This is a genomic window from Umezawaea sp. Da 62-37 (assembly GCF_032460545.1).
In the GTDB taxonomy this organism is placed as follows: Bacteria; Actinomycetota; Actinomycetes; order Mycobacteriales; family Pseudonocardiaceae; genus Umezawaea.
Genome location: NZ_CP135965.1, coordinates 5,539,258 through 5,561,105, shown reverse-complemented (window position 1 = coordinate 5,561,105; position 21,848 = coordinate 5,539,258). Strand labels below are relative to the sequence as shown.

Annotated in this window: 21 protein-coding genes and 1 pseudogene; 10 read left to right on the top strand and 12 right to left on the bottom strand. The window is 70.5% G+C overall.

Annotation, left to right across the window (positions count from 1 at the left end; all coding sequences use genetic code 11):
* Nucleotides 1-21: 21 nt before the first annotated feature.
* From RM788_RS25435 to RM788_RS25425, 3 genes are all read right to left on the bottom strand, one after another.
* A complete protein-coding gene (locus RM788_RS25435; RefSeq protein WP_315934255.1) occupies nucleotides 22-633 on the bottom strand; it encodes a response regulator in 612 nt (203 codons plus the stop codon).
* Nucleotides 557-1,498: a sensor histidine kinase gene (locus tag RM788_RS25430; RefSeq protein WP_315934254.1), complete on the bottom strand. Its 942-nt coding sequence runs from the start codon at nucleotides 1,496-1,498 to the stop codon at nucleotides 557-559. The genes RM788_RS25435 and RM788_RS25430 overlap by 77 nt, the downstream gene beginning before the upstream one ends.
* Nucleotides 1,499-1,790: 292 nt before the next feature.
* The gene (locus RM788_RS25425; protein WP_315934253.1) at nucleotides 1,791-2,693 is read right to left on the bottom strand and encodes an alpha/beta fold hydrolase; all 903 of its coding nucleotides are present in this window, start codon (nucleotides 2,691-2,693) and stop codon (nucleotides 1,791-1,793) included.
* Nucleotides 2,694-2,775: 82 nt separating this feature from the next.
* Here RM788_RS25425 and RM788_RS25420 point away from each other — a divergent pair, with 82 nt between their 5' ends.
* Together RM788_RS25420 and RM788_RS25415 are read left to right on the top strand one after the other, a co-directional pair.
* A complete protein-coding gene (locus tag RM788_RS25420; protein ID WP_315934252.1) occupies nucleotides 2,776-3,579 on the top strand; it encodes a helix-turn-helix transcriptional regulator in 804 nt (267 codons plus the stop codon).
* A 26-nt stretch (nucleotides 3,580-3,605) separates the two neighbouring features.
* Complete coding sequence (locus RM788_RS25415) at nucleotides 3,606-4,574, top strand: aldo/keto reductase (protein ID WP_315934251.1); 969 nt, start codon at nucleotides 3,606-3,608, stop codon at nucleotides 4,572-4,574.
* 1 nt (nucleotide 4,575) lies between these two features.
* Here the strand turns inward: RM788_RS25415 and RM788_RS25410 are convergent, their stop codons facing one another.
* Nucleotides 4,576-6,366 carry a gamma-glutamyltransferase family protein gene (locus RM788_RS25410; protein ID WP_315934250.1) on the bottom strand — a complete coding sequence of 597 codons (1,791 nt, stop codon included), beginning with the start codon at nucleotides 6,364-6,366 and terminating at the stop codon, nucleotides 4,576-4,578.
* A 307-nt stretch (nucleotides 6,367-6,673) separates the two neighbouring features.
* Between RM788_RS25410 and RM788_RS25405 the strand changes: the two genes are divergently transcribed.
* A complete protein-coding gene (locus RM788_RS25405) occupies nucleotides 6,674-7,432 on the top strand; it encodes an SDR family NAD(P)-dependent oxidoreductase (protein ID WP_315934249.1) in 759 nt (252 codons plus the stop codon).
* Here the strand turns inward: RM788_RS25405 and RM788_RS25400 are convergent, their stop codons facing one another.
* A complete protein-coding gene (locus RM788_RS25400) occupies nucleotides 7,433-9,097 on the bottom strand; it encodes a TM0106 family RecB-like putative nuclease (RefSeq protein WP_315934248.1) in 1,665 nt (554 codons plus the stop codon).
* Between the two features lie 119 nt (nucleotides 9,098-9,216).
* On the opposite strand from RM788_RS25400, the gene RM788_RS25395 reads away from it, so the two are divergent.
* Nucleotides 9,217-9,654, top strand: a complete 438-nt coding sequence (locus RM788_RS25395; RefSeq protein ID WP_315934247.1) for a DUF6474 family protein — start codon at nucleotides 9,217-9,219, stop codon at nucleotides 9,652-9,654.
* Nucleotides 9,655-9,705: 51 nt separating this feature from the next.
* Here the strand turns inward: RM788_RS25395 and RM788_RS25390 are convergent.
* Nucleotides 9,706-11,343 (bottom strand): annotated as a pseudogene (locus RM788_RS25390) (BCCT family transporter).
* A 152-nt stretch (nucleotides 11,344-11,495) separates the two neighbouring features.
* Between RM788_RS25390 and RM788_RS25385 the strand changes: the two are divergent.
* From RM788_RS25385 to RM788_RS25370, 4 genes are read left to right on the top strand one after another with little or no spacing between them, the layout of a single operon-like run.
* Nucleotides 11,496-12,044, top strand: a complete 549-nt coding sequence (locus RM788_RS25385; protein ID WP_315934246.1) for a hypothetical protein — start codon at nucleotides 11,496-11,498, stop codon at nucleotides 12,042-12,044.
* 31 nt (nucleotides 12,045-12,075) lie between these two features.
* Nucleotides 12,076-12,840, top strand: coding sequence for a YcnI family copper-binding membrane protein (locus RM788_RS25380; RefSeq protein WP_315934245.1), 765 nt, complete (start codon nucleotides 12,076-12,078; stop codon nucleotides 12,838-12,840).
* Nucleotides 12,837-13,430 (top strand): copper resistance CopC family protein, encoded by a 594-nt coding sequence (locus RM788_RS25375; RefSeq protein ID WP_399344756.1) that lies wholly within the window; start codon nucleotides 12,837-12,839, stop codon nucleotides 13,428-13,430. Before RM788_RS25380 ends, RM788_RS25375 begins: the two co-directional genes overlap by 4 nt.
* Nucleotides 13,430-14,449 (top strand): CopD family protein, encoded by a 1,020-nt coding sequence (locus RM788_RS25370; protein ID WP_315934244.1) that lies wholly within the window; start codon nucleotides 13,430-13,432, stop codon nucleotides 14,447-14,449. The genes RM788_RS25375 and RM788_RS25370 overlap by 1 nt, the downstream gene beginning before the upstream one ends.
* Nucleotides 14,450-14,556: 107 nt before the next feature.
* Here RM788_RS25370 and RM788_RS25365 read toward each other — a convergent pair whose 3' ends face one another.
* The 3 genes from RM788_RS25365 to RM788_RS25355 form a co-directional block, all read right to left on the bottom strand.
* Nucleotides 14,557-14,844, bottom strand: a complete 288-nt coding sequence (locus tag RM788_RS25365) for a hypothetical protein (protein ID WP_315934243.1) — start codon at nucleotides 14,842-14,844, stop codon at nucleotides 14,557-14,559.
* A 143-nt stretch (nucleotides 14,845-14,987) separates the two neighbouring features.
* On the bottom strand, nucleotides 14,988-15,905 hold the full coding sequence (locus RM788_RS25360) for a phosphotransferase family protein (protein ID WP_315934242.1): 918 nt from the start codon (nucleotides 15,903-15,905) through the stop codon (nucleotides 14,988-14,990).
* A 13-nt stretch (nucleotides 15,906-15,918) separates the two neighbouring features.
* Entirely contained in the window at nucleotides 15,919-17,322 is a 1,404-nt protein-coding gene (locus RM788_RS25355; protein ID WP_399344752.1) for an NsdA family TPR-like regulatory protein, read from the bottom strand.
* 194 nt (nucleotides 17,323-17,516) lie between these two features.
* Here RM788_RS25355 and RM788_RS25350 point away from each other — a divergent pair, with 194 nt between their 5' ends.
* Nucleotides 17,517-17,849 carry a hypothetical protein gene (locus RM788_RS25350; RefSeq protein ID WP_315934241.1) on the top strand — a complete coding sequence of 111 codons (333 nt, stop codon included), beginning with the start codon at nucleotides 17,517-17,519 and terminating at the stop codon, nucleotides 17,847-17,849.
* Nucleotides 17,850-17,862: 13 nt separating this feature from the next.
* Nucleotides 17,863-18,222, top strand: coding sequence for a hypothetical protein (locus RM788_RS25345; RefSeq protein ID WP_315934240.1), 360 nt, complete (start codon nucleotides 17,863-17,865; stop codon nucleotides 18,220-18,222).
* A 252-nt stretch (nucleotides 18,223-18,474) separates the two neighbouring features.
* Here RM788_RS25345 and RM788_RS25340 read toward each other — a convergent pair whose 3' ends face one another.
* Genes RM788_RS25340 through RM788_RS25330 form a run of 3 tightly spaced genes read right to left on the bottom strand, consistent with a single transcriptional unit; the run spans nucleotide 18,475 to nucleotide 21,785 of the window.
* Nucleotides 18,475-19,269, bottom strand: a complete 795-nt coding sequence (locus tag RM788_RS25340; protein ID WP_315934239.1) for an SDR family NAD(P)-dependent oxidoreductase — start codon at nucleotides 19,267-19,269, stop codon at nucleotides 18,475-18,477.
* A 16-nt stretch (nucleotides 19,270-19,285) separates the two neighbouring features.
* Nucleotides 19,286-20,521, bottom strand: coding sequence for an MFS transporter (locus RM788_RS25335; RefSeq protein WP_315934238.1), 1,236 nt, complete (start codon nucleotides 20,519-20,521; stop codon nucleotides 19,286-19,288).
* On the bottom strand, nucleotides 20,499-21,785 hold the full coding sequence (locus tag RM788_RS25330) for a GH1 family beta-glucosidase (protein WP_315934237.1): 1,287 nt from the start codon (nucleotides 21,783-21,785) through the stop codon (nucleotides 20,499-20,501). The genes RM788_RS25335 and RM788_RS25330 overlap by 23 nt, the downstream gene beginning before the upstream one ends.
* Nucleotides 21,786-21,848 lie beyond the last annotated feature (63 nt).

The window sequence follows — 21,848 nt, the reverse complement described above, 5'->3', positions numbered from 1 at the left end:
GGTGACCGGTTCGGGATTCACTCATAATCTTTTCGGGCTTACGAGTCCCGATTCATAAGCGAGAACCACCAGCTGCGCGCGGTCCCTCGCCCCGATTTTCGTCATGGTCCGGCTGACGTGCGTCCGGGCCGTCGCGGGGCTGATGACCAGGTGTTCCGCGATCTCGTCGTTCGACAGGCCGCCCGCCACCAGGGCGAGGACCTCCCGCTCCCGACCGGTCAGTTCCCGCAGGGCGGTGGGGTGCAGGCGCCGGTTCTCCGGCCGCGAGGCGTACTCCGCGATCAGCCTGCGCGTCACGCTCGGTGCAAGCAGGGCATCACCTGCGGCGATGACGCGCAGCGCGTGCAGCAGCTCCACCGGCTCGACGTCCTTGAGCAGGAACCCGCTGGCACCGCCGCGCAGGGCCTCGAACACGTACTCGTCCACGTCGAATGTGGTCAGCACCAGCACCTTCGTGTCCCGCAGGTCGGGGTGCTCCGAGATCAGCCGCGTCCCCTCCAGCCCGTCGGTGCCCGGCATCCGGATGTCCATGACCACGATGTCCGGCTTGTGCCGTTCAGCAGCGGCGACCGCCTCGGCCCCGTCCGCGGCCTCCGCCACGACCTCGAAACCGTCCTCGGTCTCCAGCAGCAACCGAAAACCCGCCCTGACCAGGGCTTGGTCGTCGGCCAGCACCACTCTGATCACTGCTCTCCCCTCTGAGGGGCAGGATCGCCCGAACCTCGAACCCACCGCCCGGCAATCCTCCCGCGTGCAGCTCCCCGCCGAGCGCCTCGGCCCGTTCCCGCATCCCGACGAGCCCCGATCCGGCCCCGATGCCCGGCATCCCGCCCTGTCCGTCATCGGTTACCCGAAGCTCCAGGTGCTCCGCGGTCCGCTCGAACCGGATCGTGATCAGGGTGGCGTCCGGCGCGTAGCGGAGGGCGTTCGTCACCGATTCCTGCACGATCCGGTACGCCGCCGTGTCGACCGGAGCGGACAGATCGCCCGGATCGCCCTCGACGAGGATCGGCTTGCCCACCGGATCGATCAGCTCGCCCAGCCGCCGCAGGCTCGGAACCGGCGTCGTCCCTTCGCCACTCCGAAGCACCCCGAGCGTCGCCCGGAGGTCCTCCAGCGCCGCCCGGCTCGCCTCCTTGATCGCCAGCAGGGCCTTCACGGCCTCCTCCGGCTTCCGGTCCGCCACGTGCGCCGCGACCCCGGCCTGCACGTTGATCATCGCCAGGCTGTGCGCCACCACGTCGTGCACCTCGCGCGCGATCCTCAGCCGCTCGTGCTCCGCGGTCCGCCGCCGCCGTTCGACCGCCGAGGTCCGCGCCAGGCTGAACACCGCCAGCGCGGGCGCCGCGACCAGCGGCCCCATGTGACCGGTCACGTAGTAGAGCCAGGTGGAGGCGCCGGTCAGCGCGATCACCGCGACCGGGTACCGCTTGCGCAGGAACAGCGGGCCGAACGTGACCGCGAACCAGGCGTAGGGCAGGTACTGCACCAGGGGCACGGCTCGACCGTACGGGAGGTGATCGCCGGTGGCGTCGGTGCTGAGGCGGCAGATCGGCGTACGTCGAACGCGGTACGCGGGATCCGGCCCCGCGGAACTGAAGCAGCCGCACCCCCGCGGGTGAATGAAGTCCCCCAGGGGGATTGCCCGCCTTGCCCAGGAGGTCCCCGGTGCGATTTTCTCCCCCTGCACAACGGGAAGCGATCACGGCGCCGCCGGTCCACGTGCCGGCGCGGGCGGCCGGTCGACTTCCCCCGAGGCCGGAACGGCCCTGGCCCCCTCCCCCCTCGGGTCAGGGCCGTTCCACTGCGCCCAGCAGTTCGGCGAGGAAGCGGTCGGGCCTGGTGAACGCGGCGAAGTGGCCCGCGTCCGGGATCAGCGCCATCCGCTTGCTCGGCGCGGTCACGCGGGCGAAGTAGGCCTCGGCCAGCGAGCGGACGGTCACCTCGTCGTCCGCGCCCTGGAGGAAGACCACCGGCACCTCGAAGTCCGGCTCGGCGCTGAAGCCCATGAAGTCGTCGAACAGCGCCTTCTTCGAGTACCCGAACCCGGCCAGCACGTGCCGGAGGTCGCGCCAGCCGTAGACCTCGCGCTTGAGCACCAGCGGCATGAACAGCTTGCCCAGCACGGCGTTGTCCATGCTCCAGCGCATCTTCACCTCCCACGCCTTGTGGTCCCACGCGGTCGGGTCGGGGCCGATCGCGGCCAGCGCCTTGGCGGCCTTGGGGTTCTTCAGCAGCGCCAGCCGGTAGGACTCGGCCTCGTTGTCGACCATGTCGACGTAGAGGTCGGTCGCCACGTAGGCCTCGAACAGGTCGGGCCTGCGCTGCACGAGCGGGGTGCCGATCATGGTGCCCATCGAGCCCGCGAGCAGGACCACCTTGTCCTTGTCCAGGTGGCCGCGCAGGAACTCGACCACCTCGACCGCGTCCTGCGCGCACCGCTCGAACGACATCTCGCCGCAGCCCTCGCGGCCGTTGCGGCCCAAGGTCTTCCCCGCACCTCGGCGGTCCCACTGCACGACGGTGAAGTGCTCCTCCCACTCCCGCAGCAACGGCGTGAACAGCGCGTACGGGGAACCGGGGCCGCCGTGCAGGACCAGCAGGACGGGGTTGTCGCGGTTCCCGCCGCGGATCTGGATCCACTGGTCGATGCCGCCGACGCGGATGAAGCGCTGCTCTTCGATGTTCGTCATGCGCCAAGGTTGCGGCCTGCGGAACGGCTTACCCAGATGCCCGTTCAACCTAGGTCTGGCAAACCGTGGTTCGCTGTGCGGCATGACGGAGTTGGGGGACTTCCTGCAGTCCCGCCGGGCGCGGCTGACGCCCGAGGAGACCGGCCTGCCGACGTTCGGCGGGCGGAGGCGCGTGCCGGGGCTGCGGCGCGAGGAACTGGCGCAGCTCGCGGGCGTGAGCGCGGACTACTACGGCCGCCTCGAACAGGGGCGGCTGGCCAACGTGTCGGACGAGGTGCTGAACGCGGTGGCGCGGGCGCTGCGGTTGGACGAGGGCGAGCGGACGCACCTGCACAACCTGGCCCGACCGCCGAAGCGGCCCGTGCCCGCCGGGCAGGTGCGGCCGGGGTTGCGGTGGTTGCTGGCGAGCATCACCGGGTCGCCCGCGTACGTGCTGGGCAGGCACATGGACATCGTGGCGTGGAACCCGTTGGCGCGGGCCGTGTACGGCGTGGACCTGGACGTGCACGACAACATGGCGCGGCTGATCTTCCTGCACCCGTCGTCGCGCGAGCTGTGGACGCCGTGGGAGGACAAGGCGAACAACACCGTCGGCGGGCTGCGGATGCAGGCCGCCCTGTACCCGGACGACCCGCGGATGGCGGCCCTGGTGGACGAGCTGTCCGCGAGTCGCGAGTTCCGGGAGCTGTGGGCGGCGCACGAGGTGTGGACCGTGCCGTACGGGACGATGCGGCTGGACCACCCGCGCGTCGGCCCGCTGGAGCTGGCCTACGAGGCGCTGCCGGTGCCGGGCGCGCCGGAACAGATGATCATCACCTACTCCGCCGAGCCCGGTTCGCCGTCCGCGGCGGCCATCGGCGAACTGGCCACCGAGCCCGCCCGGTAGCCGCACCACTGGTTGGAGGCTTCGAGGTGGAGTACGCACGGCTGGGTGGCACCGGTTTGACGGTGAGCAGGATCGGGCTGGGCTGCATGAGCTACGGCGACCCGGCCGCGGGCATGCACCGGTGGACTCTGGACGAGGACGACGCGGCGCCGTTCTTCCGGCAGGCCGTCGAGCTGGGCGTCACGTTCTGGGACACCGCGAACGTCTACCAGGGCGGTACCTCTGAGGAGCTGGTCGGACGGGCGGTCGACAGGTTCTCCCGCCGCGAGGACGTCGTGCTCGCCACCAAGGTCAGCGGGCGGATGCACGACGGCCCCGGTGGCAGCGGCCTGTCCCGCAAGGCGATCCTCGAACAGGTCGACGCCTCGCTGCGGCGGCTGGGCACCGACCACATCGACGTCTACTACGTCCACCGCTTCGACCCCGAGACGCCCGTCGCGGAAATCATGGCCACGCTGGACGGCCTGGTCAGGGCGGGCAAGGTCCGCTACCTCGGCGCGTCGTCGATGTGGGCGTGGCAGTTCGCCAAGATGCAGCACGTGGCCGTGGTGAACGGGTGGACGGCGTTCTCGGCGATGCAGGACCAGTACAACGTGCTCAAGCGGGAGGAGGAGCGGGACATGATCCCGATGTGCCTCGACCAGGGCGTCGGACTCACCCCGTACTCGCCGCTGGCCAAGGGCAGGGCGGCCCGCCCGTGGGGTGGGGCGACCACGCGCTCGACCTCCGACACCGTCGCCGAGGCGTTCGACCGGGACGTCGACAAGCCCGTCGTGGACGCGCTGCAGGAGGTCGCCGAGGCCCGTGGTGTCCCGATGGCCGGGGTCGCGCTGGCCTGGCTGCTGTCCAAGCCCGTCGTGTCGTGCCCGATCGTGGGTGCCACGAAACCGCACCACCTGTCCGACGCCGTCGCGGCCTTGGACCTCCGGCTCACCACCGGCGAGATCGCCGAACTGGAGGAGCACTACGCACCCCAGGACAACTACTGGTGGTGACCTAGCGGCCGACGGCGTAGCCCTGGGCACCGCGGGGGTTGGCGGCGGCGCGGAGCAGGCCGCCGCTGGAATCCCTCGCCACCGCGGACATCCGACCGAGCGTCCACTCGCCGGCGTCGACCACGGAGTGCCCGCGCTCGCGCAGGTTCGCGAGCACGTCGGCGCCGACGCGGGACTCCACGACCACCTCACCCGGCGTCCAGGCGCGCGGGAAGAACGAACTGGGGAACGCGTTGGTGTGCCACAGCGGCGCGTCGATCGACCGCTGGAGGTTCAGACCGCCGACGGTGTGCGCGAGCCAGAACCCGAGCTGCCACTGGTCCTGCTGGTCGCCGCCGGGCGTGCCGAACGCCATCGCGGGCACGCCTTCGCGCAGCGCGAGCGACGGCGACAGCGTGGTGCGCGGGCGCTTGCCGGGCGCCAGCGAGTTCGGCAGGCCCTTGTCCAGCCAGAACATCTGCGCGCGGCTGCCGAGGCAGAACCCGAGCGACGGGATGGTCGGCGACGACTGGAGCCAGCCGCCGGACGGGGTCGCGGAGACCAGGTTGCCCCAGCGGTCCACGACGTCGACGTGCACGGTGTCGCCCTTGGTGGTGCCGGTCGGGCCGACGGTCGGTTCGCCGATCGCGCCGCCGAGGTCGGCCATCGCGCTCGGGCCGCGGCGGATGTGCTCGGCCAGCACCACCTCCGCCGCGCCGGGCGTGCCGGGGCGCAGTTCCAGCGACGCGGTCTCGTCGACGAGCCCGCGGCGCAGGTCGGCGTACTCGCGGGACAGCAGCACGTCGAGCGGCACGTCGCCGGTGTCGCCGTACCAGGCCTCGCGGTCGGCGAACGCGAGCTTCGCGCACTCCACGGCGAGGTGGATCGTCTCCGCGGTGGGCTTGCCGTCCACGTAGGACAGTCGATCGGCGAAGCCCTCCAGCAGCCGGAGCTGTTGCAGCAGAACGGGTCCCTGCGACCAGGCGCCGCACTTGGCGACCGTCCAGTCGCCGAAGTCCGCCGTGACGGCGTCCTCGTAGGTCGCCTCCCACCCGGCCATGTCCGCGCCGGTCAGCACGCCCGCGTGGTCGCGGCCGGAGTCGTCGCGGAACCGGCCGCGGCCGAACTCCTCGATCTGGGCGGCCACGAAGCCCTGCGACCAGGCGCGGCGAGCGGCCTCGATCTGGGCCTCGCGGTCGCCGCCCGCGGCCTCACCGGCGGCCAGCAGCCATTCCCACGTGTCGGCCAGCTCGGGGTTGCGGAACCGCGAGCCCGCCTCGGGCACGCGGCCGTCCGGCATCCACTGGGCCGCGGAAGTGGTCCAGTGGTCCCGGAACAGGGTCGAGACGGTCGAGATGGTGTTCGAGACCCGTTCCAGCAGCGGGAACCCGTCGCGGGCGTACCCGATGGCGAAGTCCAGCACCTCGCGCAGCGACTTGGTGCCGTAGTCGCGGAGCAGCGTCAGCCAGCCGTCCCACGCGCCGGGCACGGTGGCGGCGAGCAGGCCGCTGCCGGGCACCAGGTCCAGGCCGAGGCCGGTGTAGTGCTCGATGGTCGCGCCCGCCGGTGCCACGCCCTGGCCGCACAGCACGCGCGGCGAGGACTCGCCGACGGCCGAGAAGACCACCGGCACCTCGCCACCGGGACCGTTGAGGTGCGGTTCGACGACCTGGAGGACGAAGCCCGCGGCGACCGCGGCGTCGAAGGCGTTCCCCCCTGCTTCCAGCACCGCCATGCCCGCCGAGGAGGCGAGCCAGTGGGTGGAGGCGACCATGCCGTGGGTGCCGACGAGTTCCGGCCGGGTGGTGAACACAGGGCCAACTTACGCGGTGCCGGCACTTTTGGTTACCCCTGCTAACGAACGGCCCCGGAGAAAAGTCGATCATCGAGGTGTAGCTCAGCGTGACACGGGTCATCCCCTGAGTGCACGAAGACAACCCCTCTGGCGGACGGCGCGCGGAGGACCACGATGGGAGCACTGTTCACCGCATGGAGCTACTGCTGATTCTGCTGCTGTTCGTGGGACTCGCGGCGCTGGCGGCTGTGCCGTTGGTCGCACTGCTGCACTTCTCCGACCACCGGGGCAAGAGCCTGCGCTGAACGAGCGTTAACCTGGCCGCATGCAGATCACGAGTACCGCGGCGATCGTGACGGGTGGTGCGTCCGGCCTCGGTGGAGCGACGGCTCGCGCCTTGGCGGTCAAGGGGGCGAAGGTGTTCGCGCTCGACCTGCCTGCGGCCATCGAGAAGGCCGAGGCCGTCGAGGGCGTGACCTACCTGGCCGCCGACGTGACCTCCCCCGAGCAGGTCCAGGCGGCCGTCGACACCGCGGCGGGCTCCGGCGCCCCGCTCCGGATCGTCGTCAACTGCGCGGGCATCGGCCCGTCGACCAGGACCGTCGGCAAGAGCGGTCCGCACGACCTCGACCTGTACCGCAAGGTCATCGAGATCAACCTCGTCGGCACGTTCAACGTGCTGCGCCTGGCCGCGGAGGCGATCGGCAGGACCGAGCCGCTGGAGGACGGGCAGCGCGGCGTCGTCATCAACACCGCCTCCATCGCCGCGTTCGACGGCCAGATCGGCCAGGTCGCCTACGCCTCGTCCAAGGCCGCCGTCGTCGGCATGACCCTGCCCGCCGCGCGCGACCTGTCGTCCGTCGGCGTCCGCGTGATGACCATCGCGCCCGGCATCGTCGACACCCCGATGCTCGCCACCGTGTCCGACGACTTCCGCGCGGGCCTGGCCGCGGGCGTCCCGTTCCCGAAGCGCCTCGCCCTGCCCGCCGAGTACGCGCAGCTCGCGCTGACCATCGTCGAGCACGACTACCTCAACGGCGAGGTCATCCGCATGGACGGCGCGCTCCGGATGGCGCCCCGCTAGCTACTCCGCCGACGCGGGCGGCCCTTCGAGGTCGCCCGCGAACGGCAGCAGCTTGATCTCCTCGGACGACATCCAGTTGCGCAGCGCGTGCGTGGCCCGGACGTCGTCCTCGTTGTACTCGAGCAGCCTGCGGCGCTGGTCGGCGTCGGGCGGGTTGCCGTCCATGCCGACCGCGTCGCGGTACCAGCGCATGGAGTTCTCGCCGCCCGCCTCCGGGTCGCGCCAGGTGAACCCGGCGACCGGGGCGATGGTCTTCAGGCCCTTGCCGTGCGCGCAGAGGAACTCCTCGCGCACGATGCCGAACAGGTCGACCCACGCGTCGGACTTGATGAACTCGCGGACCTGCGCGATCGGCGGGATGCCCGGCATGCCCTTGAACCGCTCGGCGGAGCCCAGCAGCCAGCGGTTCTCGGCCAGCTCGTTGTAGCAGTAGGCGCGGAAGCTCAGCCCGCGCGCGAGGGCGCGCAGCCGGACGGCGGTCAGCCACGTCCAGAACTCGGCGAACGAGCGCGCCTCGTCGTCGCTGGGCACCGGGTCCCAGGTCGCGAACGCCCGGTAGCCCGGCTCCTCGTCGACGTTCTCGCCGGACAGCCAGCAGCCCCACATGTACGCGCCGAGGTCCGCGAAGCTCTCCATGTCGACGTCCACCTCGACGTCGGCGCGCGGCACCACCATCCGCTCGGACCGGCGGACGACGGTGAGGTCGCGCAGCCACGCGCGGGCCAGGACGACCGCGTCGTCGAACGGCATGCCCACCAACGGGACCAGCGGTTCGCCCACGGTCTGCGCGGCCAGCTGGTCCACAGTGGACACCCCGACCCTGCGCAGCGCGGTGGCGTCCTCGCCGCGGGCGACCAGGCTGACGTCGCGGGTGCGCTTGAGCTCCACCTCGCACGTCGGCCACCACGGGCAGGACTTGCACTCCACGATCCGCGACGGCCGGGCGAGCGGCTCGTCACCGCGGTCGGCGGCACCGGCGACGGCGAGCCGGTCGGAGAACCTGGCGTCGTACTCGGCCAGCGCGGTCCGGCCGCCCGGCCAGGTCGGCGCCTCCAGGTCGTGCCACACCACCACGTCGGCGTCCATGCCGATCACGCCCGCCATCGCGCGGCCGTGCTTGGCGAACCCGGCGGCCTGGAGCTGCCGCTGGGCGTGCGCGAGCCGGAGCTGGTCGCGCGGCTGGGGGCGGACCTTGCGCGTCGGGTCCACCCGCGCGCCGTTGGGCAGCGGGTGCGACAGCGGCGAGGTGCGCGCGCCGTGGCCGGGGTCGCTCGTCTTGTGCCGGACCACCAGCACCGGCACGTAGCCGGTGGTGTCCTTGACCAGCAGGTCGATCCCGCCGCGACGGCCACCGGTCAGGTCGCGGGGCAGCGCCGGGCCCCAGATGTACGGGGTGCCCGCCTGCATCGCGGCCAGCGTCACGCGCTCGCGGTCCGCGGTGCGGATGTCCGGGCCGAACGGGATCTCCATGAGCTGGGAGCCGAACAGCCTCGCCAGGGCGTGCGACACCTGTCGGCGGTGCTCGTTCGCGTCGGCTTTGCGCTGCTCACCAGCCGGATCCGGCGGCGCCTTGTCGACGTCGCGCATCTCCGGATCGTGTTCTAGGTGCACCCGCCGCCGGCAACGAGTGACCACACCGGCGTCTAGCTGCACCTGGGAAGTCACTGGTGAAGGGTATGCCGCGACCTGGACGGGCGTGCGCGCAACCTGGGTACTCCTGTGTCGATCTTTTGTGCGGCGGGTCGGCGTCGGCTCTACTGTTCCCCCTAGGAGGTGGCGCCACCATGGCACGCAAAGCACTCGGTCCCCGGCTCACGCCCTCGAAGGCGAAGAACCTGCTGGGCGTGGCCAAGGTCGTCGGCCCGGTCCTCATCCCGGTGCTCGCGCCGTTCGCCGCCAAGGCCGCGGGCCTGGTCAGCGACCGGTACGACCACTACCGCGCCCGCAGGCTGGGCGTCGGCATCGAGGACATCACCAAGTACACCGGCAAGGGCGCCCGGCTGCACGCCCGCATCGCGGGCTTCGCCCAGGCGCTGGACGAGCTGCGCGCCAAGGACCCCGACTACGTCACCGCGACCGAGTCCCACCTCGCCAAGCTCGCCGCCGCCGTCCGCGCCTCCGAACGCATGCCCACACCCCGACGCAAAGCCGCCCACCGCGCCGTGAGAGGCGACCTGGACGTGCTCGAGAACGACCTGCTCCGCAGGCTCGGGGTTTCCTGATCCGAACACGCGAGTGCCCCCTCCGACGATCCGGAGGGGGCACTCGCGTGTTCAGCGCTTCGCGGTGACCTGTTCCACGGCGCGGAGCGCGGCCTCCTCCGGGCCGAGGTGGGCGGTGGCCTGTTCCATGGCTTCGGCCACTCGTTCCTCGCGCCTGATCATCGGGTCGCTGCGCAGGTCCTTCGCGAGCGAGGCGCACAGGCCGATCATGATCACCAGGAACGGCAGGGCGGCGATGATGGTGAGGTTCTGGAGGCCGGTGAGGGCGTCGGAGCCGCCGACGAGCAGCATGACCGCCGCGACGGCGCCGGTCAGCACGCCCCAGAACACGACGACGCGCTTGCTGGGCTGGATCGAGCCCTTCTGGGAGAGCGTGCCCATGACGATGGACGCGGCGTCGGCGCCGGAGACGAAGAAGATCGCGACCAGCAGCATCACGACCACACCGGCGACGGCGGCGAGCGGGAAGTTGTCGAGCAGGGTGAAGAGCTGGCCCTCGGGGGTGGACTGGCCCGCGATGTCGACGCCGGAGCGCTGGGTGAAGATGGCGGTGCCGCCGAGGATGGCGAACCAGACCAGGCTGACGGCGCTGGGGACGAGGATGACGCCCGCGACGAACTGGCGGATGGTGCGGCCGCGGCTGATGCGGGCGATGAACATGCCGACGAACGGCGTCCACGAGATCCACCAGGCCCAGTAGAAGATCGTCCAGCCGGACAGCCAGGTCTCCGTGGCGTCACCGCCGGACGCGGCCGTGCGGCCCGCCATGTCGGCGAGTTCCCGCAGTTAGTCGCCGATCGCGGTGGGCACGAGGTTGAGGATGAACACCGTGGGGCCGACCACGAAGATGAACGCGGCGAGCACGATGGCCAGCACCATGTTGATGTTGGACAGCCATTGGATGCCCTTGGCCACACCGGAGACAGCCGACGCGACGAACGCCGCGGTCAGCACGGCGATGATGCCGACCAGGACGCCGTTGCCGACGTCACCGGCCCAGCCCGCGACCTTCAGACCGCTGCCGATCTGCAACGCGCCGAGCCCCAAGGAGGCCGCCGAGCCGAACAGGGTGGCGAAGATCGCCAGCACGTCGATCGCCCTGCCCGCCGGGCCGTTCGCGCGCTTCGACCCGAGCAGCGGGGCGAACGCGGCGCTGATCAACTGGCTGCGGCCGCGCCGGAAGCTGCCGTAGGCGATGGCGAGGCCGACCACCGCGTAGATCGCCCACGGGTGCAGCGTCCAGTGGAACATCGTGGTCGCCATCGCGGTCTGCACGGCCTGCTCGGAACCGCCTTCGACGGTGCCCGGCGGCGGCTTGACGAAGTGCGTCAGCGGCTCGTTCACGCCGTAGAACATCAGGCCGATGCCCATGCCCGCGCTGAACATCATCGCGACCCAGGACACGGTCCTGAACTCGGGCTTCTCGTCGTCCCTGCCGAGCGGGATCCGGCCGTAGCGGCTGAACGCCAGCCACAGCGCGAAGACCACGAACCCGGAGGCCGCGAGCACGAACGCCCAGCCGAGGTTGCCGATGATCCAGGAAAGGGAGGTTTTGGAAGCCGACGCGAGGGAATCCGTACCGAGGACGCCCCAGGCGACGAAGCCGAGGGTGATGACGGCCGCGACACCGAAGACGACCTTGTCGGTGCTCGGCTGGCTGGCGCTGTCGGTCGGCGGTTCGCCGGGCAGGGGTTGTTCTAGCGGCGTTGTCACACTTGGCCTCCTGAGCTTGTTGCTTGGCAACCATCGCGGGACTGCATCCGGTTAGCCGGTACCCCCTGCTCCGAACGCCCAAACACGGCGGCTTACGCCCGTGCGGGTTGTTCTCCTACTCTCATGGTGTGACCCCGAGGCCTGCACCGACCCGCGTGGCACGCGGTCTGCTGCTGGCCGTCACGTCCGCCGCGCTCGGGATCGCCGCCCACGGGGCCGCGGGCGGCAGCCTGGCGGAGTTCACGCCCGCGCTGCCGTTGACGCTGCTCATCGCGGGTGCGGCGACCGCGCTGGCCGATCGCCGCCGGAGCCCGTTCGCGATCCTGGCCGCGCTCGGGGCGGCGCAGTTCGCGCAGCACGAGCTGCTCGGCCTGATGCACCACCACCACACCTCGGCGGACGGCTTCGGGTTCGACGTGGTGCAGATGACGACCGCGCACGCGCTCGCCGTGCTGGGGACCGGCCTGCTGCTGGTCAAGGCGGACGATGCCTTGTTCGCACTGGTCTCCGCCGTGTCCCGCCTGCTCCCCCGCTCGCTGACGCCGGCACCGGTCCGGCTCGCTCTCCGCGTCGCCGCCCTGAGCGCGGTGGCCGGGCGGGTACTGATCGAACTACTGCTGCGCAGCGTGAACGGCCGCCGAGGGCCACCCGTACTCCTGGTTATCCGAGTCCTCTGACACCTCCGGACGATCCAGGAGCATTATCTCCATGTCGACAAATCGATTTGATGCGCGCACGTTCGCCCGTGGCGCCGCCGTTCTCGGAGCAGCGGGCGCCATCGCGCTCTGCACCACGGGCCTCGCCTCGGCGCACGTCACCGCGTCCACGCCCAGCCCCGCGGCCAAGGGCGGCTACACCAAGGTCACCATCCGGGTACCGAACGAGCGGCCCGACGCGGGCACGGTGAAGCTCGAACTGACCCTCCCGCCCGAGTACCCGCTGGCCTCCGTCAGCAGCAAGCCCGTGCCCGGCTGGAAGGCCGAGGTCGTCAAGGCCAAGCTGCCGAAACCGATCACCAGCCACGGCAAGGAGATCACCGAGGCTCCCAGCACCGTGACCTGGACCGCCGACGCCGGTGTGCAGATCGAGCCAGGCCAGTTCAACGAGTTCGACCTGTCCGTCGGCCCGCTGCCGGAGGACACCGACCGCCTGCTGCTGGTGACCAAGCAGACCTACAGCAGCGGCGAGGTCGTCGCGTGGGACGCGCCGCCCGCCGCGGAGGGCGCCGACGAGCCCGCGAAGCCCGCTCCGGTGCTGAACCTGGTCGCGAAGGCCGCCGACGGCGACCACCACGACGCCTCGGCCGCCACGGCGACCGCGAGCGACGAGCACGCGGAAGCCGCCGTCGCGGGCAAGGACAACACCGCCCGCTACCTCGGTGGCGCGGGCCTCGCGGTCGGCGCGCTCGGACTCGGCTTCGGCGCCGGTGCGGTGCTCCGCTCCCGCCGCAGCACGGGGAAGCCCGCGGCATGAGGCGCGAGTTCTCCGTGACGCCGCCCCGGATCCTGTCGCGCCTGTTCCTGCCCGTCCTGGTCGCCGCGGGCATCATGCTCGGCGTGGCCGGTCCGGCGCTCGCGCACAACGTGCTGGTCAGCAGCGACCCGCTGGCGGGTTCGTCCGTCGAGACCGGGCCGTCGTCGGTCACGCTGACGTTCGACCAGCCGGTGAACGGCGGACCGGGCCTCAACGCGATCTCCGTGGTCAGCCCGGACGGCGGCCACTGGGAGGGCGTCGGCGAGCCGACCGTCAGGGACAACACGGTCACCGCGCAGTTGCGGCCCCTCGGCCCCGCCGGCGAGTACACCATCAGCTACCGGATCCTGTCGGCCGACGGGCACCCGGTGACGGAGTCGCTGAAGTTCACCCTCACCAAGGCGGGTTCGGGCACGCCCGCGCCCGCCAGTGAGATCGCCAAGGCCGACCCCGCGGGCACCGCGGCGGGCAGCACTGGCGAGAACAGCGGCGGTGTGCCCATCTGGGTGTGGATCCTGGGCGCCGTGGTGCTGCTCGGCGGTGGTGTCTTCCTGGCACTGCGCGGCGGCGTCAAAGAGGACTCGAAGTAGTGACGACGAACTGGACCACCGCTCCCACCAGGTACTACGTGCTCGGCGGCCTCATCGCGGGCGGAGTGGCCGGTGTGCTGCTCGGCTTGGCGCTCTCGACCACCCAGACCGTGGTCGGGATCGCCGAGGCGGGACCGGTGGTCCAGTTCCTCCACCCGCTGGTGCGGGTGCTGCTCGACCTCTCGGCGACCGTGGTGGTGGGCCTGAGCCTGCTGCCGAAGCTGCTCGGCTTCGGCCGACCGGCCATCACCGAACCGGTGCTGCGGATCGCCAGGCCCGCCGCGGTCGTCGCCGCCGCGGTCTGGGTGCTCACCGCGCTGCTGTCCATCGTGATCAGGGCCTACCAGGTCCGCCCCGACGAGCCGGTCACCATGGCGAACGTCGTCGACTACGTCCAACGGGTCGGCGCGGGCCAGGGCCTGCTGTTCAGCGCCGCCTGCGCGCTCGCCTACCTGTGGGTGGGCTCGATGGCCGCCCGCAAGGGCGAGACCGTTCCCGCTGAGCTGCGCATCCTGATCGCCATGTTCGGCCTGCTGCCGCTGCCGGTCACCGGGCACGCGTCGAACTGGAAGTACCACGACTACTCGATGATCTCGATGGAGCTGCACGTCCTCGGCGCGGCGGCGTGGACCGGTGGTCTCGGCGCGTTGATCGCGCTGGTGGCCCATCGGAAGGGCCTGCTGGCCGAGGCGCTGCCGAAGTTCTCCAAGCTCGCCACGATCAGCCTGGTGCTGGTCTCGGTGACGGGCCTGTTCAACGGCCTGCTGGAGCTGGGCCTCAACCCGATCGTCACGCTGCCCGGCTCGCTGTTCACCACGTCCTACGGTCTGCTGCTGCTCGGCAAAGCCGTCTGCGCGGGCGCGTTGGCGCTACTGGGGGCCAACATCCGCTGGCGGCTGCTGCCGCGGATCGCCAAGCACGAGCGGACCGCCGTGTTCGCGTGGGCGGCCGTGGAGCTGACCATCATGGGTGTGGCGTTCGGCCTCGCGGTGGTCCTCGCGAGCGCTCCGGTCACCTGACCTGGGCCGTCCCGTGTCCGGAAGCGCAACGCCGGGGGAACTCCAGGTGGCCGGATGATCTCAAACGACAAGCGGTGCCTTTGGCGCGCTGAGCTGCGGAACCGGTCTCAGTCGTTGATCAGCCGCGCGGTCGGGTCCTCGCGCAGCCTGCTGAGCTGCACGATGGCCTCCTGACCTCGGCGGTCGAGCTCCTTGGCGTCGATCCAGCCGTGCGCGAAGTACCGGTAGTCCTGGGCGAGCTTCACCAGTTCGGCCAGGTAGTCGGCCGATCGGCGACGCCGCTCCTCGCCGAACGCGGCCAGCAGGGGCAGTTGGGTGTCGACGACCTCGTCGAGCAGACGGGCCGATCGCAGGGCACGCCGCGCGCGCCACCGCCCCACTCCGATCCGAGTCACGATTCCCTGCATCGTGGCTACCCACCTCGCCCGCTCGAAGTCCCCGTCGGAAGAACCAGGACGCCGCAAAAATGCGCCCTTCGAAGCCAACGTCGGAATCCGGAGCACCGGCGTTACCGGTTCGTGGCCCAACCGACAGGTTCTCAGCGGTACGGGGACCAGCGTGCGGCGGGGTCACCCCTGCGCAGCGAGTCGAGGCGTTTCCGCAGCTCAACGCGGACTCCGGGGTGACTGCGCAGTATCGGCAGCGCGCTCGTGGTGAGTTTCAGCTCACGCACGTCGCGCAGGACGGCGAAGCCTTCCCACCGGGTGACGTCGAACCGGTAGCCGCGGACGAGCTGGCGCTGCAAGCGCGCCGAGTGCCCGAACCGGGCAACGCCGACGGGCAGCGAACTGAGGTCCCACTCGCGCGGCCCGACCGACGTGGAGTCGAAGTCGCAGATGACCGGCCCGGCGGGGCTCGCGATCAGGTTGCCGAGGTGCGCGTCGCCGTGCAGGACGCCCTGCGGGAGGACCGGTCGCAGATTCGCGAGCCGTTCGTCGAGAGCCGTGCAACTTCCTTCGAGGAACGCCCGGTCCACATCCGACAGCTCCTCCGCATCGGCGAGTCGACGCCGGACGTCGTCGAGCGGCGCCCATGCGGGCAGTTCGAACGTCGGCGCGGGCAGCTCGTGCCACCGCCGCAGCACGCTCGCGAGGTCCCGCCCGTCGAGCGCGCGAGCCTGCTCGGGGTGGCCGGGCACCATGTGCCAGAGCGTCGCCAGGTGCTCGCCGACGGCGATCGGCTGCTGGATTCCGGTCACCAACCGGACAGCCGGGACGTCGTGCTCGGCCAACCAGGTGGCCACCCGCACGACCTTGGCGGCGCGGTGCCGCAGGCCCATCGAGCCGACGATCCGCACCACCAACCGCTCGGCGGGCAGTTCGAAAACAGCGTTGCTGGTGAACTTCAGGAGTCTCGCACCGCGGTGGTCGAGCCCCAGCTCGGCGCACAGCCTCCGCAGCGCGCCTGCCAACTTCTCCCTGGTGAACCGACCGTCGAGGACGACCGTCGAGGACATCAGGTGCCCGATCTCAAGCCGCGGTATCGCTGCCGGTGAACTTGGCAAGGCGGTCCGCCAGCTCACGGGCATCGGGGTTGTTGCGGCGCTTGTCGGCCTCGCGCAGCAGCGGCTTCATGCGGTCCTTGGTCCGGACCGACTTCAGGCCCTCGGACAGGTCGACGGCCTGGCGGCCGATCTTCGCGCCGTGGTCGACGTCGCCCTCGATGAGGTGGTTGATCGACAGCGAGGTGAGGTTGAACGACCGGCTGCGGCTCATGTCCTCGCCGAAGCTGTTGATGGCCTTGGACAGCGCGGGGATCGCGGTCCGCGTGTACTTCACGTCCACCGTCTGCGCCAGCTCCGTGTGCACCGTGCCGATCATCGACGAGAGGTCGATCTCGGTGAAGAACTTGGCCCACGCGGGCGCTTCGCCGACGTTCGCCCTGGCGAACTCGTCGCGGGCGCGGCCCAGCAGCTTGATGGCCTGGTCGTCCGACCCCATCTTCGCGTAGGCCCACGCCTCGTTCGCGCAGAGGATGCCCACGGCGAGTTCGGAGCCGGAGTTCTGCGCGGCCAGCTGTCCCAGCTGGAACACCTTGAGCGCGTCGTCCGGCGCGTCCTGGTGCAAGTACACCCGACCCATCCGGTAGAGGATGTTGGCGACCAGCGCCTCGTTGCGGCCCTGCTTCGCGAGGTCGAGCGCCTGGCCGAAGTGGTTGCGGGCGGAGTCCATCAGACCGGTGTCGAACGACGTCCAGCCCGCGAGGTTGTGCAGGTCGGCGAGGGCCACGAAGAGGCGCTCCCGCACCAGGTCGGTCGCGTTCGCGCCCAGCATCTGCTGGCCCCACGACAGCTGGGCCACCACCGCGTCGCGACAGGAGCCGCCGCCGTACTGGTAGTCCAGCGCTCGCAGGGCGCGGGTGGCGGCTTCCACCTGTCGGACGTCGGTCATGCCGATACGTCCGGGGGCCGGAGTCTGTGTGGGGTTCGAGACCCACGACCCGGAGTCCGTGCCGAGCACGGCCGCGCCGACTGTCACGGCGGCGGCGTGCGCGAGGAACTTCCGACGCTTCACCGACTCGTCCTCCTCAGAATTGGGTGAGTCCGCGGTCGCGGCCACCCGTACTGCCGTTGCCTCGTCGTAAGCGAGGCCCATGTATCCCCTTGGGACGCCCAAGCCCATGGCGATCCGCGTCAGGACGTCGTAGGCCATGACCTGACGACCCTTGAGGATCTCCGAGACCTCGGACTGCGACTGGCCGGTCAGCGCCGCGATCTGGCGCTGCGACACGCCGTGTCGGCGGAGCAGCCGGTACACCGAACTGATCTCACGCCGCGCCAGCGCGTCCCGCATCTCCTGCTGGTCCCATACCTCGGGCGTCACAGGAGAACCTTGCGAACCGATGGTGTTCAATTTCGCCGCCTCACAGTCCATTGGGCGTCAACGGCAGAGTAGGGGCACTCCCCCAACTGCGAGAAGTGCCGATCAGCAGAGCTGATCGGCTCTGCCGAACTCCGCTGACCGCTCATCGTGGAAGTCCCACCGGCCAGCGCTATGACGTCCCGATCCGATATGAATCATCGCAATCTAAGTTCCGGTAAGCGAGTGAGCACGGAGAGGAACACCAAGTGGATCTGATCGAGCGGGCGGTGACCACCACACGTGGTGGTTCGGCAGAGCCTGCCGTCACCACGGGTTCCACTGCGTCTTCCTCGTCGACCTTGTCCTTCCAGGAGTCGAACGACCTTGGCTCCGGATGGCGTGGTTCGACTGGGCAACGTCGTTGGTGGCGGATCCGCTGCAGCGACGTGGTCGACCGTGAGCGCTGCCTCACCGTTGTGGTGGACCAGGACCGCGTGGTCCTGGTCGGTCCTCCCGGTGAGACCGCGGTGCTCTCGGCCGATCAACTCGTACAGCTCAGGGCTGCGCTACGCGAAGCCGCCGAGCAGGCGGAAAGGTGACGGTGACGTTTCGATGGACGAGATCCTTGGACAAGTCCTCCGCAACGCGGTGTGGGAACGATTGGACCTGCTCACCGAGCTGGCCAGTCAAGCCGACGCCCCGTCCCTCCTCTCGGTGGCTCGATCCGAGCTCCCTCGGCTGACCGAGGGATGGCGAGCGCTGCTCGCCGCGCACGAACCGGACGAGAAGGGCAACTGCCCCGAGTGCTCCGGTCGTTGGCGGCAGCAGAAGTCTCCTTGCTCGGTGTGGCGCGCCGCGTACGAACACCTGGTCGCGGGCGGTTTGGCCCCGCGCCCGGCTCGCCACCTGCGCGAAGCCCCGGTGACACCTCCTGTCACCAGGTCTCGCCGCGCGGTGGTTCGAGCCCACTAACGGGCGGCCGGGGCCGTGTCGTTCCCCCGACACGACACGGCCTCGGCGCCGCCTACTGGCCGGCGATTCGGGACGGGCGACCCCCCGACCGCGACGTACCGGATCGCCGGCCAGGTACCACCACAACTCAAAAGTCTTCCGCGGGCCGGTGTTGTGCCACCTTCCCCTCCCCGACCAATACTGGTCCGCGGACTCCAACCTCGGCCCCGATGTCCGCACCTCCCGCGCGGACATCGGGGTCGATTTCATTCATCAGCGATGGGTGCCGGTGCGCCAGCTGAGGTAGCGGGTGAGTGCCGGGAAGAGCCTGCCGCTCAGCTCGAAAGCCTTGAGCTGCCAGGGGAACACGATTTCCGCGCGCTCCCGTTCGACGGCCGACGCGATGACGGCAGCCACCTTTTCCGGTGTGGTGGTCGGAATCGCCAGCCGCGCCAGTGCCGGAATCCGCTCCTCCGCACCGGCGTTGTTGGCGAAGTACTGGCTGCTCACCTTGCCGGGAACCACCTCGCTGACCCCGATCCCGCTGCCGCGCAGGTCCATCCGGAGCGATTCGGTGAGTCCGCGCAACGCGAACCGCGACGTCACGTACCCGGTCGCACCGGGGATCGGCAGTCGCGACACCGGCGAGTTCACGTTGACCAACCAGCCGCTGCCACGGGCCCGCATCGCCGGGAGGAAACCCCGCGTCAGCAGCAGCGCGGCCGTGAAGGGCAACGCGATCATGTTCCGCAGTTCGTCGGGTTCGGTGTCGTCGAGGAACAGCCACCTGCCGACACCCGCGTTGTTCACCACGACGTCCGGCGGTCCGAACTCGCCCAGCACGCGCTCGACCAGTGCCGCGATCTGGTCGCCGTCCGCGAGATCGGCCGGGTGGACCACGGCACGCCCGCCGGTTGCCGTGATCCGTTCGGCGTGCTCGGACAGCAGTTCGGCGCTGCGGGCCACAAGTATCGTCCGGGCCCCCTTGCCCGCCATCAGTTCAGCGGTCGCGGCTCCGATCCCCTGCGACGCCCCGGTGATCAACACCGTCTTGCCTGCCAACCGCACGCACGACCTCCACCTACTAGGAAACGGACTTCACCCTCGTGACCAGGAGGCCCGCGATGGCGGTCGCGATGGCCGACACCGCGAACAGCCCCCGGTAACCACCGAGGTTGGCGAGCACGATCGTCGTCAGCAGCGGGGCCACCACCTGCGGCAGCGCGTTCGCGATGTTGACCACGCCCAGGTCCTTCGCCCGGTCGGCCGCGGCGGGCAGCACCTGGGTGAGCAGTGCCAGCGCCACGGCCATGTACACGCCGAACCCGACACCCAGCAGCGGTGCGGCGATCAGCGCGGCGGTCCACGTCTGCCAGACGACGAGCAGCAGCGCCGCGACGGCCATCACGACGACGGCCAGGTAGACGAACGGCTTGCGCCTGCCCGAGCGGTCGGACATCGAGCCGAACACCACCGCGCCGATCACGAGCGCGACGCCGTAGAGCGCCATCAGGATCAGCAGCCCGTCCTCGGGCGACGGGTAGTGGACCACGTCGGCGAGGAAGAACAGCAGGTAGAGCGTACCGAAAGCGTTGCCGAGGTTGATCATGAAGTGGCAGCCCCACGCCCAGCTGAAGTCGGGGTGCGCCTTCGGTGAGATCCACATCTCGCGCAGCACGAACGACGGGCGCAGCGCTTTCGGCAGCCGGACGTCCGGGGTGATCACGACGAACAGCAGCGCGCCGACCACGACGATCACCGCGCACGCCAGGTAGCCGTTGGTCAGACCGGTCACGAGCAGGGTCACCACGACGGCGCCGAGCACCGTGCCCATCATCTGGCTGATCCCGACCAGTCCGCCGACCGTCGCCCGCTGGCCGACCGGCACCTGGTCCGGGACCACGGACGTGAGGCTGGCCAGCATGCCGTTCAACCCGGCCTGGACCAGGCACCAGCCGATCGTCATCACGGTGATGCTCGGCGCGTTCGCCAGGACGACCAGACCGGCCGCGCCGATCACCGCGCCGGTCAGCGTCCACGGGTGGCGGCGGCCGAACCGCGACGTGGTGCGGTCCGACAGCAGGCCGATCACCGGGTTCGCGAGCAGCGCCGCGATGGCTCCGGCACCCGTGACCAGGCCGAACACCAGTTCCTTGTTGGCGTGGTCGAACAGTTCCGCCTGCTGCGGGAGCAGCACCTGGATGGGTGCGTACACCCCGAGCCACAGGCCCAGGTTGGCGAAGAAGAGCCACGCCATCCAGCTCCGGCGGACCGGGACGTCCGGTTCGCCGAGCGCCTCAGTTCTCGTGGGCGATGACATCGCGGTACCAGCGGTAGGAGTCGCGCGGGGTCCGTTCCTGCGTCTTGTAGTCCACGTGCACCAGGCCGAAGCGCTGGGAGTAGCCCGCGTCCCACTCGAAGTTGTCCATGATCGACCAGACGAAGTAGCCGCGGACGCCCGCCTCGCGAGCCGCCTTCAGGTGACCGTCGAGGTAGTCGATCCGGTCCTGGTCGGCCAGGTCCTCCGGTGTCGAGCCCTCGCCCGGATAGCTGCACCCGCTTTCGGTGATGTACACCGGCGGCAGTCGGTCGCCGTAGCGGTCCCGCAACGTGGTCAGCATTTCGGTGAGCCCGGCGGGCACGACCGGCCAGCCGAACCCGGTCTTGGGGTACTCGTCGATGTCGATCCGCTCGAACGGCAGCGGCTCGCCCTCGCCGGTCGCCCGCAGCCGGGTCGGGTTGTAGTAGTTCACGCCGTAGAAGTCGAGCGGGGCGGCGATCTTCTCCAGGTCGCCGTCCACGATCGGCAGGAACGGCACCGCCTCCTCCGGGTACTCGCCGGTAAGCTGCGGATCGGCGAACAGCCAGTTGTGGATGGTGTCGTAGAAACCCGCCGCGAACCGGTCCTCCGGGGAGTCCGATTCCGGCCAGGCGGGCGAGTGGTTGTTCGCCGTGCCGACCGCGCCCGCGCCGTTCGCCCGGAGCGCCTGGACGGCCAGGCCGTGCGCGAGGTTCAGGTGGTGGGCGGCGGGCAGCGCGCCGAACAGCAGCGACTTGCCCGGCGCGTGCTCGCCGATCGCGTAACCCGAAAGCGTGACGACGACCGGTTCGTTGATCGGAATCCAAAGTTTCACCCGATCGGCGAGCCGGTCGGCCACGAGCGCGGCGTACTCGGCGAACCGCTCGGTGATGTCGCGGCCCAGCCAGCCGCCCTCGTCCTCGAGTTCCTGCGGTGTGTCCCAGTGGTACAGGGTCGCGACCGGGTTGATCCCCGCTTCGACGAGACCGTCGACGAGCCGGTCGTAGAAGTCGAGGCCTTCGGCGTTCGCGGGGCCCTTTCCGGTCGGCTGCACGCGTGGCCAGGCGATGGAGAACCGGTAAGCGCCCACCCCGAGGTCCTTCATCAGGGCGATGTCGTCGGCGTAGCGGTGGTAGTGGTCGCACGCCACTTCACCGGTGTCGCCGTCGTGGATCGGGGAGAACCGGTCCCACACCGACCGGCCGCGGCCACCTTCGGTGAACGCGCCCTCGATCTGGAAGGCGGAGGTGGACACACCCCACAGGAACTCGTCGGGCAACGGCATGCAACGCCTCCGGGTGGTTTTTCCTGGTCCAGAACGTGAAACCGATTCGGATCGTAAGCGTGT

Bases quoted from the DNA above. Each gene is read 5' to 3' on its own strand.
- RM788_RS25420 (WP_315934252.1), top strand. From the start codon at position 2,776: ATGACGGAGTTGGGGGACTTCCTGCAGTCCCGCCGGGCGCGGCTGACG.
- RM788_RS25405 (WP_315934249.1), top strand. From the start codon at position 6,674: ATGCAGATCACGAGTACCGCGGCGATCGTGACGGGTGGTGCGTCCGGC.
- RM788_RS25345 (WP_315934240.1), top strand. From the start codon at position 17,863: ATGGACGAGATCCTTGGACAAGTCCTCCGCAACGCGGTGTGGGAACGA.
- RM788_RS25335 (WP_315934238.1), bottom strand. From the start codon at position 20,521: ATGTCATCGCCCACGAGAACTGAGGCGCTCGGCGAACCGGACGTCCCG.
- RM788_RS25380 (WP_315934245.1), top strand. From the start codon at position 12,076: ATGTCGACAAATCGATTTGATGCGCGCACGTTCGCCCGTGGCGCCGCC.
- RM788_RS25425 (WP_315934253.1), bottom strand. From the start codon at position 2,693: ATGACGAACATCGAAGAGCAGCGCTTCATCCGCGTCGGCGGCATCGAC.
- RM788_RS25395 (WP_315934247.1), top strand. From the start codon at position 9,217: ATGGCACGCAAAGCACTCGGTCCCCGGCTCACGCCCTCGAAGGCGAAG.
- RM788_RS25355 (WP_399344752.1), bottom strand. From the start codon at position 17,322: ATGGACTGTGAGGCGGCGAAATTGAACACCATCGGTTCGCAAGGTTCT.
- RM788_RS25375 (WP_399344756.1), top strand. From the start codon at position 12,837: ATGAGGCGCGAGTTCTCCGTGACGCCGCCCCGGATCCTGTCGCGCCTG.
- RM788_RS25330 (WP_315934237.1), bottom strand. From the start codon at position 21,785: ATGCCGTTGCCCGACGAGTTCCTGTGGGGTGTGTCCACCTCCGCCTTC.
- RM788_RS25360 (WP_315934242.1), bottom strand. From the start codon at position 15,905: ATGTCCTCGACGGTCGTCCTCGACGGTCGGTTCACCAGGGAGAAGTTG.